The sequence below is a fragment of the Lysinibacillus sp. CD3-6 genome (assembly GCF_006351725.2).
Taxonomy (GTDB): Bacteria; Bacillota; Bacilli; order Bacillales_A; family Planococcaceae; genus Lysinibacillus.
Genome location: NZ_CP085880.1, coordinates 1,324,080 through 1,336,208, shown reverse-complemented (window position 1 = coordinate 1,336,208; position 12,129 = coordinate 1,324,080). Strand labels below are relative to the sequence as shown.

Genomic DNA, 12,129 nt, shown 5'->3' with positions numbered 1-12,129 from the left:
CAATTTGGTCCTATAATAAAAAAACACCCATTTCTACATGAGTGTCTTAATTGAATGGAAGTTCTTTACTTCATGTAACCATCTAAATAGTGATTTAACACAACGATCCCTATGTTCTACTGCTTTTTATTATGATTCAGGAAATAAAATATAGTAGTCAAGCGCAATCTTTGACTTTTAAATCCTATAAATTTACTCTTGTTTTAGAAGGAGTGAATAACATGACAACTTATTTAACACCATTTACTTTTAAAAACGGCGTCACAATTCGTAATCGTTACATGATGGCGCCCATGACAACTTACTCAGCAAATGCTGATGATACAGTATCAGATGCGGAGATTACATATTACCGTGAGCGCTCATATGGCGTCGGTATGGTGATTACAGCATGTGCGTACGTAATTCCTAATGGGAAAGGCTTCCCAGGTCAAATATCTGCGCATAGCGATGAATATATTCCGAGCTTAAAACGTATTGCTGATGCGATTCACGATGGTGGAGCAAAAGCAATTTTACAAATTTATCATGGTGGACGCCAAGCAGTACGTGACCTTGTGCCAAATGGCGATGTCGTAAGCGCAAGTGAAACCGTTGCAGCAGATGGCGGTGTGGCTCGTGCATTAACGGTAGAAGAAATTGAGGAAATAGTCTTTGCATTTGGTGAAACGACACGTCGTGCAATTGAAGCAGGATTTGACGGTGTGGAAATTCACGGTGCCAATACGTATTTATTGCAACAATTCTTCTCAGGCTTTACAAATAAACGTACAGACAGTTACGGTGGCTCTGTTGAAAAACGTATGACATTTTTATTAAAAATCATCGATAGTATAAACCGTGCAAAAGTGCAATATGCTGATGACCAATTTATCGTTGGTTATCGTTTTAGCCCAGAAGAGCCTGAAGATGACGGTATCACTCTAGATGAAACGGTTCAACTTGTAGATCGTTTAGCAGATGAAAAGCTCGATTACTTACACATTTCATTAGGTGATTTCCGTGCAGAAGCGCGTCGTTATAGCGGTGAAAAAGAAAACCGTATTAAAATTATAAAACGCGTGATTGACGGTCGTGTCCCGTTGATAGGCGTTGGTTCTATTTATTCACCAGAAGATGCGAAAGAAGCGATGAAAACGGGTGCTGATTTACTTGCACTTGGTCGCGAGCTATTAATTGAACCACACTGGGTAGAAAAAGTAGCAGCTGGTGAACCAGTTATTACTGAAATGGATATGAGCCGTGATAATAACATTCCAGAACCGCTAATGAACATGATGAAACGTAATGTCGGTTGGGTGCCAGGCGTAAAATAATTGTAAAAAAAGGAACATCTAAGGCGAACTGACCTAAATACTGATGCTAGCGATTGTCCAAATCCATTGTGGGCGTTCTTTTTAATTAAGCGTCTTATGCCATTTTCATTAATTATTTTTATGTCACTATCTGTAAATTTGGTGATGTTCCATTTATTTTTTAGAGCTATTCACAGGCTTCTGCAAACTCCCTTTTCTTAATGAAAGTTGTATTAATGGTGAAGCATTTACTGATTTATCGCAGGTTATTACATGCAAAAAACAGTAGTTTAATATTGGTATAGTTATAGGTAAGAAAAGTTTGATCATTGAAACAGGTAGAACTAGTATTATTTATTGATACTGTCCTATCTGTTTTTTATTTTAGGGCCTTCCCCTATTTCAGGAAAGCGCCAGATTGTGGAATATCATTTTACATTCAAAGGTGCTGTGCGGTAATTGAAGTATAGAAAAGATAAAAATGCCGATTGCTTTAAATCTTGAGAACGATGCCGAAACTGTCCACATATGCTTAATATGCAAAAAAACAAAAAGACGCCCAACAATTGGACGTCCCCGCTCGTGAAAAAATACTTTATGCTTGAATAAAGTATCTTTCAAGTAAGAAAAAAATTAAGCAGCTAGCTTTCTGCAAGCCTCTGCACATTTGAAGCAAGCTTCCGCACACTGCTGGCAATGTTCATGATCATGTTTCTTACACTCATTGCCACACGCCTCGCATACTGTCGCACATACTGATGCAAGCTCTGAAGCAAATAGTGTATTTCGTGCTAACGCCTGCTCTAAAAAGTTACAGATATCTGCACATTCTCGGTCTAATCTGATGCATTCAGCCATCATCTTTACATCGTCTTCCTTTAGACAAGCATCAAAGCAGTGATTGCAGGCAGCCATACATTGGTGTAAAGCCTGGATTAATTCTTGGTGTTGTTCATGTGACATATTCTATTCCTCCTAAATTTTAAATGGTACTCTCTATACGTATACCCCTACAGCGTATCTCTAAACATAAAATTAAATAACGGATGAAGAAGAGGACCTTTTGGGGATATTTCTTTGCTTACGTTGTAAATCCGTATAAATTTGGCTAGACCCCTTATACAGAAGTGGAATCACAAGTCTTATCATCATACCCTCCCTCCTAATGGTAATAGATTTCTTTTGATTATTTTACAACATTTATTCCACAATCTGGCCCTTTAACGAGTGCTGAGCCTTATTACAGAATCGCGCCCTTTAATGAAATAACTAAAATGTCACTAAAATTGCTTATAGGAAGATGAACTATCGCTACCGTTAGTTCAACTAGACGAATACATCGCTTTTGCAATTTTCCCTAAACTTTCTTTAAATGGAGCACTGCGTTTACTACCTAATAGTTTTTAAAAGCATAAAGCCTCACCACATATAGAAGGTGACCCTCTCCTTATGTTTTATTTATTCACTTTAGTGGAATAGATTAAATGTAAACATAAATAGGAGGGATATATTATGACAGTCAAATTAACAGTAGAAAACGTCGTACAGGCGAAACAAGAAGTGGAGAAATTAGAAGCGCAAGGATATCTTCGAGATAACATTTACATCTTTGCACACTATGAAGAACGTGAAGATGATATTAACGAAGCACTGGGGACAGAAGAAGCTGGTATTAGCGAGCAAGGGTTCCTGACTTCTATGAAGAACTTGGTGAATTCCCGTGGAGATGAACTCCGCAATAAGTTAGCTTCTGTTGGATTAAGTAAATCGGAAGCTGCTCAATACGAAGAGGAACTGGATACAGGTAAATTAGTCCTAGTTGCCAATAAGTAAAAACAAACCCAGGAATCCAATCCTGGGTTTGTTTTTCATTTTACAAGTCCTCCTCGTATTGCTTGGACTCTGTATTCCACATGGTCATTCAACCAATCAGAATAACAACTTACAATGTTTTCGAGTTGTTCATTCGTATTCTATTAGTTGTTATGCCACGCTAACATAATTAAAAACTAAAAAGAGCCATCGCAATAATTAACAAAGATCCTATTATAAGAATCAGTCCCCAACCATTTTTTCCTTTCATTTTATATTCTTCAATTCCCATAATTGCAAAGAGCATTCCAAGCAATAAAGATGATATTGGAGCATATGAAAAATCCTTTGTCATTAATCCGTACATTGAAATCGCTACTACAATTAAAGCAAGCATTACTTTAATAATTTTCAACTTAGTTCCCCCCTTGAGGACAGACTTTAGTTTTAGTTTATTATTTATAACTTTATATATTTTAACATTAATCCGTAATTACGAAGTATATTGTTATTCCACAATCTGGCACGATTGTTGCAGATTAAAAGCGTAATATAATCCCTTACTAAATAGTAGAACGGGATTATATTTATTTTTTTGAAAAAGGATAATTCTAGAAAAGAACATTTGAAATGCCACACCTTGGTAGTCCTGTCCATCTTCTTTTCCATAACAGTAAACCTTATTTACTGATTCCAACTTTATCGTTCCGCACATTCAAAGAAAAATTTACCAACTATAAATTGACAATTTTATTATTACGTTGTATGGTTAGTTACATAAGTAATGAACCAATTAACTAGGAGGTGGATTGTGATTTATTCTTTAAGCAATGAAAAACCAATTTTCCAACAAATTCGTGAACGGATTGAAGATGCAATACTTGATGGGCAACTACAATCTGAAGATCGCATTCCATCGACAAATGAATTTGCAAAAGAATATCAAATTAATCCTGCAACTGCAGGAAAGGGCGTGAACGAATTAGTGGAAAAGGGTGTCATTTATAAAAAACGAGGTGTAGGTATGTTTGTTAGTCCTGATGCACGGAAAATTTTAATAGCCGAACGGAAGGAAATTTTCTTTGCTCAACATATTGAACCATTAAAAAAAGAAGCAATCCGTTTAGGTATCTCAGATGAAGAATTACAAAATATGTTACAGAGGGGATAACGTATGAAGATCGAAGTGAGTAATGTAAGTAAGTTGTATAAGCAAAAGTATGCTTTAAAAAATGTATCATTCACTCTAGAAGGGCCTAAAATTATTGGCTTGTTAGGTCATAATGGCGCTGGTAAAACAACATTCCTCAATCTTTTAGCAGGGCTTATTGCGACAACCGAAGGACAAATTTGTTTCAATGGCGAGAATGTTTTTAATGCTCCAGTGATATTGCGAGACATTTGTTATGTCGCTGAGAGTAGGAATTTTCAAGAAGATATGACAGTTGCGCAAAGTTTAAAAGCCAATAGTTTTTTCTATCCAAAGTGGGATGGTGAGCTTGCAAATGAGCTTCTGCAAGTGTTTGCTCTTCATCCAAAATATAAGGTGCGCAATCTTTCGAAAGGGATGGTCTCTGCACTCGGTATTATAACAGGGTTTGCTAGTAATGCAACAATCACAATATTTGATGAGCCCTATATTGGATTAGATGTTGCTGCAAGAAATACATTTTATGATTTATTAATAGAACAACAAATAGAAAACCCAAGGCTATTTCTTTTATCGACACATTTAATAGATGAAGCTAGTGAATTGTTTGAGGAAATTCTTATCCTGCACGAAGGTGAAATATTGCTTCAAAAAACCGTAGAAGAATGGGAAAAATATATCGTTGCAGTTAAAGGCAGCACACAAGATGTCGAGCACGCAATCAAAGACTTTGAAGTAATTTACATGCACACTTTTATGCAGGAGATGACCGCCATTGTATATGCTGATGGTCATGTTATTGAAGGAGATAACATCACGCTAGAAAATGTATCGTTACAAGACCTATTAGTGTATTTAAGTAAGCAGCAGAAAGCGAGGCTAGCGAAATGAAAACAGTACAAGGTAGCTTATACGTTTTATTTCAAAGCTATAAAAAAAGTAATATTATTTTTTGGATGATTGTGTTTTCAATCGTCATTTTATCTTTTTTCATCGACGCCTTTTTTGGACAGTATGTATCCTTTGCTATGACGATTTCAATACCTGTTTATATTTTTTACAGTATAAAGGGAGCAAAAATTTTAAATAACACTTTGCCTTATTTTTTGAAGCTTGGTTTAAGTCGTATGCAGTATATGTGCAATGTTGGCATATTTTTCATCGTATGGAGCCTTGCTGGTGCATTTGTAATCGCTTGTACACATAAAATCATAGCCCTCATTTCTAACCTATTAAATTATGACAATATGATTATCGTCCACCCTATTTTATTTTTCAGCAATTCTGATTCATTTTTATTAACAATGTCGATGGATACCGTGTTACTTCTATTCTGTTTAACTTCAAGCTTGCTTTTAAATGTCATCTTTTACCGCTTTGGTACATTAGGTGGCTATAGCTTTATTGGATTACTTGCGTTGATTCCGATCATGATGGTTATTTTCGAATGGTATACACCGCTGTTTGATTTAGTTTCGAACACTTCTGCTTTTTCTATCATCGCTAGCTTACTAGCTATTATCATTTTTATCTATATCTTAATCTCTAGTGCGTTACGAAAAGCTTCTGCAATCCCATCATAAAACCGTGCATTCAAACATTAAATAAAGAAAAGTAAAATCATTAACTTTGAAGGGAATCGACGAAATGAAAAAAATCATTTTGAAAATTATTGGTTTAGAAATGCTTCTTATAATTTTTTATGTTGTAAATGGGGCATTCGTATCCATTCAACAGCCATCAAGCCCTTTTTTACAATTTGCTTTGTTGATTCCTTTGGCAATTGGCCTCTTTCTTTATATTGCTATCAAAAAGAAATGGCGCCATTACTTCTTCATTGGCATCAATAAAGAAAATATTATCGTATACTCACCGCTCCTTATCGTGTTATGTATTATTTTAATTGGTACAAAAGGTTTGAATTTTGCATCCATTAGCGATTTACTACTTATGTTGTTGATGCAAATGTTTATTGTTGCGTTTATTGAAGAAACCATTTTTAGAGGCATCCTACTTCGTATGTTACTACCTAAGGGAACCTTTGTTGCGGTATGGATTTCGAGCATACTGTTTGGCATCACCCATGCATTGCAGCTAATTGGGGGGCAATCTATTGAGGATACAATCATTCAAATTATTTATGCACTTCTTGTAGGTCTTGTCCTTTCATTACTTATTATCGATGGTCAATCTATTATTTTGACAATTCTCTTCCATGGTTTGAACAATTTCTTTAACTTTATGGGAAATGCAGAAAGTTCTATGCTAACTGCGTATATTATCATTTTTGTTCTATTTGTTTATATGTTGGTTTTATGGCGACGTGTTAAGAAAAAGGCAGCCATCCAACCGTTGCCAACTTTATAATCTTATAAAATAGCACCTTCGATGAGGAGGTGTTTTTTTGATTAATAAGATACAGATTGTTGTAGTGAAAGGAATAGGGCATTACTATGGGCTTGTCCTGTAAAGGATGCCCGCTAATAATGCCCGAATTAAATCATTTTATTCAACATTAAAAATTACTTTTGATAAACACCTTTAGATGTAATCTCGTCAACACTAACTTTTCGATCTTCATTCAATGATAATGTAAGGGCATCTGCTGTCGCAATAGAGGCTCTCGCTGCTGTACCGTCCAATAGAGGAATAAATTCTTCTTCTACCTCTGCACCTTGCATAATGCTATGGAAATACTTCATTTCTTTTTCCATAATCGAGTTCAGCCACATTGGTGGTGTTTGATTTGGTTTACCATAGGCAATCGCTTGATCAGACTTTAACCCACTATAGATTCTTGTACGATCCTCATCTTCTTCTTTCGATTCATGCAGTAAATATCTTTCTTCTTTTTCTGGCGTTTTTAAAACGACTTTTACATCTTGCAAATCGATTAAAATGGCACCTTTTGTTCCTTGGATTTTTACAAAATGATCGCTCCATCTAAAGGCAGATCCATATTGTAATGTTGCAAATCGTTTATTTTCAAATTCAAGCGTGATTAGCAGCATATCATCTTCATCACCAAATTGTTCCCCTTGATGGGCAACATTTCCGCCAACCATCGATACACGTTTAGCTGGACCCATTAAAAACTGAATAAAATCAAGTTCATGAATATGATGATATAAATGACCGCCTGAAAGTTCTCTTTGTTTTTTCCAGCTTACTTCTTTTTGTGCTTCTTCCCAGCCATTTCGTTCTGCATGGCAGAAAAGAATTTCGCCAATTTCACCTTCATTAATCAATCTTTTCGCTGTACGTACCCCGTTCATAAAATTCATAACATGCCCTGCCATAAACGTCACGTCGTTTCGCTTCGTAGCTTCAATCATCTCATTGCAATCTTCATAGGATAAAGCAATTGGCTTTTCACAAAATACATGTTTGTTATTTTGAGCAGCACTTAACACGGGATGCTTATGAAATCCATTTGGTGAAGCGATAATAATCGCATCTATATCTGAACGTTGACACAATGCTTCAACATCAGGTTCAACTTCACACTCTAGCTCTGCAGCTACAGCTTCTGCATTATTTGGATCATATACCGCTACAATTTTTGCATCTTCTAAACGGTTCAGTATTCTTGCAAGACCAGCGCCAAAATAGCCAGTCCCTACTACTCCATAGTTGATTTGACTCATAATTAATCTCCTCTCAATTTAAACAATTATTATTTTCCTGCTCCATCCGATAAACCGCCTGCAATCTTATTTTGGATAATCATGAAGAATATAATAGAAGGTAAAATGACAATTACCGATGCGGCCATCATTTCTCCCCAGTCCAAAACTTCTGAGCCTGTTAAGGAATACAATGCCACTGATATAGGCATCTTTTCAGAACTATTTATAAGAAGCAAGGCAAATAAAAACTCATTCCACGTATTGATAAAAGTATAAATAGCAGTTGCCACCACACCTGGTGCTACAATTGGCAGCACGACTTGCAAAAAGGTGCGCACTATTCCAGCTCCATCTACCTTTGCCGCTTCCTCTATTTCTAACGGCACAGTTTGAAAGAATCCAATAAGCATCCATATCGCATAAGGAATGGAAAAGGAAAGATATGTGATAACTAGTCCTGTCCATGTATTTACTAAACCTACTGATACGATAATAATCGAATATGGAACAGCCAAAAGAATAGGCGGGAACATATAAGTAGTAATTAAAATTTTCGTCATTTTCTTTCCAGCCTTTGGAAAGAAACGGACAATGCCGTATGCCCCTAATGCGGACACTACGATGGTAATGAAAGTCGCTGAAAATGATACTAATAAACTATTTTTTATATTGGTAGTAAACGATAAGTCATTTAATACTCTGAAATAGTAATCAAATGTTATATTTTCAGGAAAGAATGAAAGTGGATTATTAGCCATTTCCCCTGAGGACTTTACTGACGATAAAATAATCCACAGTAACGGGAAGACCGACACGATGGCTAATAAAGTCAAATAAATATAATTCAATGTTGTAGATAGTTTGCTTTTTCCTACCATTATCGATCCTCCCTTTCCCATTTATCGAGTAATTTAAAGTATAAGAAACAAATACCAAGTAAAAACAATAATAGAATAACAGTAATGGCAGAAGCGACACCAAGCTGCTTCATTCCCCATCCTGCTTTAAATGCGAAGATTGGTAGCGTTGTCGTAATATCTGAAGGTCCCCCACCAGTAATTAAGTATAGGATATCAAAGTTATTAAAGACCCAAATCGTTCTTAAAACTAACAGTAACCCGATAACGACACGAATATGTCTAAGCGTAATATGCCAAAATACTTGGAAGGAGGATGCCCCATCCATTTGGGCTGCTTCGTACTGTTCTGATGGAACTGTCTTTAAGGCTGATAAAATATTTACCATAAACAATGGTGCACCAAACCAAATATTGATTAATACTACAACAATAAAAGCTAAATCTGGATTAGCCAGAAAGTTAATATTTGCGTCTGTTATTCCGAGCTTCGTAAGTAAATTAGGTATAAAACCGTATACATCGTTTAGAATATACTTCCATGAAAAGGCAATGACGATTGCTGGAAATGCCCACGGAATAATCAATAAAGTTCGGTAAAGTCCCGTGAATTTTGGAATTCTATTTAAGGCTAACGCAGCAGTGAAACCAACAAATAATTGCCCTGCTAACGACAAAACAGTCCATTTGATTGAATTGAGAAAAGCCCTATAAAAATCTGGATTAGTTAAAACAAATTTGAAGTTATCTAACCATACAAAATCATAAAATGGACGGATTAAATTTTTCGAAGTAAAACTAAAATAGATACTCGAAAAAATCGGATAGATTAATAGTAAAATAACGATTAGTACAGAAGGTAAAACGAACAGCATACCTGTCCAATTAAAAGACTTAAGCTTTTTTTCCATGTCACGTCTCCTTTCCTGTTATGTAATGACCTGTTACTGCAGTTACACTTTAGCTAAATTGCTTCCACTTTATTTCGAGACATCACACATTGAAAAAGTGGAGAACTTCTGCAAAACAAGTTAAAAAACAAACGCTCTCATCATTTATGAGAGCGTCGTAAGTTGTGTAGTCCGAGCTCTGCTTATTTACCTAACATCTTAAATAAGTCATTTAATTCCTTTTCGGCCTTTTCCGCAGCTTCGTTTACAGGTACATCTTTCAGTACAATATCTTGGAACATTTTCTCAATAACGCCTTGACTCACGATAATACCTGATTGTAAGGTTGGACCATTCTCCATACCGATTGCAGTCCCTTTATCTACGGCTGCGCTAATTACTTTAACGGCATGATCAAATTTCTGGATTGTCGGATTATTTAAGAATGCTGGGTCCTCCGCAATGTCTTTTAAAGCTGGTAACATACCCGCTGGTACTGAATGTAAAAACTTAATGTATTCTTCTTTTTCATATAAGCTTTCTACAAATGCCTTAGCAATTTCAGGATGCTTACTATTTTTCCACACTACAACTGGAATGTTTGATGTTTCAATTCCATTTTCTGGATCATTCGCATTTATTTTTGGCATAGGTGCAGCATCAATTTTATCCAGCAACTGTGGAGAATTCGTTTCTACTCCGCCGATTTGGAAACCGCTATTAAAGTCAAATGCAGTTTTTCCTTGATAGTATAAATTAGCCTGATCTAATACTTTGTAATTGACTGAGCCTTCAGGCGATGTCGTTTTATACATATTGATCCAATAATTGATACCATCAATTGCAGCTTTACTCGTTAAGTTTGCTTTTCCATCTTTCGTTATTAACGTTTCACCAGCAGAACGCACATAAAAATTTAGGAATCGTGTTGCCATCATATCGCCCGATCCCATCGGCACTGATAATCCATACACATCAGGCGCATTATTTAACTTTTTAGCAGTTTCATATAGCTCATCCCATGTTTTTGGAACTTCCAATCCTGCTGCTTCTAATAAATCTTTTCTATACCACATAACTTGGGCATGAGAATACAGTGGTATCGAGTAATTATTTTCATCCACTGTTCCTTCTTGTAATGGAGCTTCATAAAAACGATCTCTACCAATGTTATCAATAACATCATTCAATGGTACAAGCGCATCAACATCGATTAATTCAACGACATGGTTTGGTAATGCTGTACTCACATCTGGAACTTGTCCAGATTGCAAACCTGTCGTCCATTTCGTATAAAATTCAGGCCATGCAAACGTTTCAATTTTTATTTTTACTTTCGGGTGTTCTTTCACAAATGAATCTGCAGCTGCTTGCATAAATTCAAGTCTCGGCCCTTGTGTAAAGGAATGCCAAACTGTAATTTCCCCTTCAAATTCCCCTGAAGAACTTTGGCTGGTTGTAGCTTCTTTTTCTCCACTGCTACAAGCAGTAATAATCATCATAGCTAATACGGCAAAAAGCACTAATAATTTCTTTTTCATTCAAATACCTCCCATTAAATATTTTTAAATATGAAAAGAACAAATTTATAACAATGCTTGTATTACGATTAGCAATTGCTCCATCAATTCAATTAGTATGTAATTCCTTGCTGGAATTTCTTCAATGGAGCACTTACACTTCCCACGAGAAAATAGAATGCACCAATACCTGTTTTAATTTCTATCAACTTCTTACTAGATAGATTAGGTAAGCCATAAGACTGAACTTTCAGAAATATCCAGTTAAAGAAAAGCGTGCAACGCCATACATTCCTCTGTTAACGATGTTCCTAGGTATGCAAATCATGTAAGTTTTTATTTAAGATCCCAACTTCACTAAACTATAGTTCCCAGTTCTCTTACAGCAGAATACATGTATACACCATCGTCACAACAAGCATAAAAAGCTGGAAAAATTCATTTTAATCTCTCTAATGTCATTTTTCACCCTCCCAATATTCATTTTTTATCTGTTACCGCTTTCAACTGAAATATACCAAATTAAAATTTAATTGTAAATAATTTTCTTTATATTTTAAAATTTTGAAAAAAAAATCCACCAAAATTCAGCATCTTTTCATCCATTGCTTTTAAGGAAAATTGTAAGCAATGTATGGTTTCATAGCGTTTTTAGTATGAATAATTATGTGCTTTTATTTAAGTATTTATTAAAAATGTTAATGTTGAGAATTTTCGGAATATATGTATAATTCACTTGTGTACGCATTTCATTTGAGAAAAATATATTCCTATTTTGCAATATGTAGGTTTAAATACTTATTACTCAATATGTTTCATGCGTTAATTTTATATGGAGGTGGTACTATTCTTTTTTGTCTTTTTACTGTAAAAACACAAAACAAATCTAGTAACTTACAGCTAAAATGTTCTAACTTTCGCTTTACAAATTTAGCCTGTAGGAGTATAGCGTAAATCTTGGAAAATCTAAAAATTT

The 12,129-nt window shown here is 35.4% G+C and carries 12 protein-coding genes; 6 read left to right on the top strand and 6 right to left on the bottom strand.

The features are described 5' to 3' along the window. Positions 1-221 precede the first annotated feature (221 nt). Positions 222-1,316, top strand: a complete 1,095-nt coding sequence (locus FH508_RS06205; RefSeq protein WP_173478165.1) for an NADH-dependent flavin oxidoreductase — start codon at positions 222-224, stop codon at positions 1,314-1,316. 612 nt (positions 1,317-1,928) lie between these two features. On the opposite strand, the gene FH508_RS06200 is transcribed toward FH508_RS06205, so the two are convergent. Continuing rightward, complete coding sequence (locus FH508_RS06200) at positions 1,929-2,258, bottom strand: four-helix bundle copper-binding protein (RefSeq protein ID WP_173478164.1); 330 nt, start codon at positions 2,256-2,258, stop codon at positions 1,929-1,931. Positions 2,259-2,807: 549 nt separating this feature from the next. On the opposite strand from FH508_RS06200, the gene FH508_RS06195 reads away from it, so the two are divergent. Further along, positions 2,808-3,128 carry a YflT domain-containing protein gene (locus FH508_RS06195; RefSeq protein WP_173478163.1) on the top strand — a complete coding sequence of 107 codons (321 nt, stop codon included), beginning with the start codon at positions 2,808-2,810 and terminating at the stop codon, positions 3,126-3,128. Between the two features lie 169 nt (positions 3,129-3,297). Here the strand turns inward: FH508_RS06195 and FH508_RS06190 are convergent, their stop codons facing one another. After that, on the bottom strand, positions 3,298-3,522 hold the full coding sequence (locus FH508_RS06190) for a hypothetical protein (protein ID WP_173478162.1): 225 nt from the start codon (positions 3,520-3,522) through the stop codon (positions 3,298-3,300). 396 nt (positions 3,523-3,918) lie between these two features. Here FH508_RS06190 and FH508_RS06185 point away from each other — a divergent pair, with 396 nt between their 5' ends. The 4 genes from FH508_RS06185 (at position 3,919) to FH508_RS06170 (ending at position 6,624) form a co-directional block, all read left to right on the top strand. Further along, the gene (locus FH508_RS06185) at positions 3,919-4,278 is read left to right on the top strand and encodes a GntR family transcriptional regulator (RefSeq protein ID WP_173478161.1); all 360 of its coding nucleotides are present in this window, start codon (positions 3,919-3,921) and stop codon (positions 4,276-4,278) included. Positions 4,279-4,281: 3 nt separating this feature from the next. Further along, on the top strand, positions 4,282-5,148 hold the full coding sequence (locus FH508_RS06180) for an ABC transporter ATP-binding protein (RefSeq protein WP_173478160.1): 867 nt from the start codon (positions 4,282-4,284) through the stop codon (positions 5,146-5,148). Beyond that, positions 5,145-5,840, top strand: coding sequence for a hypothetical protein (locus tag FH508_RS06175; RefSeq protein WP_173478159.1), 696 nt, complete (start codon positions 5,145-5,147; stop codon positions 5,838-5,840). The genes FH508_RS06180 and FH508_RS06175 overlap by 4 nt, the downstream gene beginning before the upstream one ends. A 64-nt stretch (positions 5,841-5,904) precedes the next feature. Beyond that, positions 5,905-6,624 carry a CPBP family intramembrane glutamic endopeptidase gene (locus FH508_RS06170; RefSeq protein WP_217270248.1) on the top strand — a complete coding sequence of 240 codons (720 nt, stop codon included), beginning with the start codon at positions 5,905-5,907 and terminating at the stop codon, positions 6,622-6,624. Positions 6,625-6,779: 155 nt separating this feature from the next. Here FH508_RS06170 and FH508_RS06165 read toward each other — a convergent pair whose 3' ends face one another. The 4 genes from FH508_RS06165 to FH508_RS06150 form a co-directional block, all read right to left on the bottom strand. After that, on the bottom strand, positions 6,780-7,904 hold the full coding sequence (locus FH508_RS06165; protein ID WP_139860578.1) for a Gfo/Idh/MocA family protein: 1,125 nt from the start codon (positions 7,902-7,904) through the stop codon (positions 6,780-6,782). A gap of 29 nt (positions 7,905-7,933) precedes the next feature. Further along, the gene (locus FH508_RS06160) at positions 7,934-8,764 is read right to left on the bottom strand and encodes a carbohydrate ABC transporter permease (protein WP_217270247.1); all 831 of its coding nucleotides are present in this window, start codon (positions 8,762-8,764) and stop codon (positions 7,934-7,936) included. Beyond that, positions 8,764-9,654, bottom strand: coding sequence for a carbohydrate ABC transporter permease (locus tag FH508_RS06155; RefSeq protein ID WP_173478158.1), 891 nt, complete (start codon positions 9,652-9,654; stop codon positions 8,764-8,766). The genes FH508_RS06160 and FH508_RS06155 overlap by 1 nt, the downstream gene beginning before the upstream one ends. Before the next feature lie 182 nt (positions 9,655-9,836). Then, entirely contained in the window at positions 9,837-11,174 is a 1,338-nt protein-coding gene (locus FH508_RS06150; protein ID WP_173478157.1) for an ABC transporter substrate-binding protein, read from the bottom strand. Positions 11,175-12,129: the final 955 nt, after the last annotated feature.

What these genes read in the sequence shown, in the direction of transcription:
- FH508_RS06150 (WP_173478157.1), bottom strand. Translation starts at nt 11,174, where the DNA reads ATGAAAAAGAAATTATTAGTGCTTTTTGCCGTATTAGCTATGATGATT.
- FH508_RS06160 (WP_217270247.1), bottom strand. Translation starts at nt 8,764, where the DNA reads ATGGTAGGAAAAAGCAAACTATCTACAACATTGAATTATATTTATTTG.
- FH508_RS06180 (WP_173478160.1), top strand. Translation starts at nt 4,282, where the DNA reads ATGAAGATCGAAGTGAGTAATGTAAGTAAGTTGTATAAGCAAAAGTAT.
- FH508_RS06205 (WP_173478165.1), top strand. Translation starts at nt 222, where the DNA reads ATGACAACTTATTTAACACCATTTACTTTTAAAAACGGCGTCACAATT.
- FH508_RS06195 (WP_173478163.1), top strand. Translation starts at nt 2,808, where the DNA reads ATGACAGTCAAATTAACAGTAGAAAACGTCGTACAGGCGAAACAAGAA.
- FH508_RS06175 (WP_173478159.1), top strand. Translation starts at nt 5,145, where the DNA reads ATGAAAACAGTACAAGGTAGCTTATACGTTTTATTTCAAAGCTATAAA.
- FH508_RS06170 (WP_217270248.1), top strand. Translation starts at nt 5,905, where the DNA reads ATGAAAAAAATCATTTTGAAAATTATTGGTTTAGAAATGCTTCTTATA.
- FH508_RS06200 (WP_173478164.1), bottom strand. Translation starts at nt 2,258, where the DNA reads ATGTCACATGAACAACACCAAGAATTAATCCAGGCTTTACACCAATGT.
- FH508_RS06165 (WP_139860578.1), bottom strand. Translation starts at nt 7,904, where the DNA reads ATGAGTCAAATCAACTATGGAGTAGTAGGGACTGGCTATTTTGGCGCT.
- FH508_RS06155 (WP_173478158.1), bottom strand. Translation starts at nt 9,654, where the DNA reads ATGGAAAAAAAGCTTAAGTCTTTTAATTGGACAGGTATGCTGTTCGTT.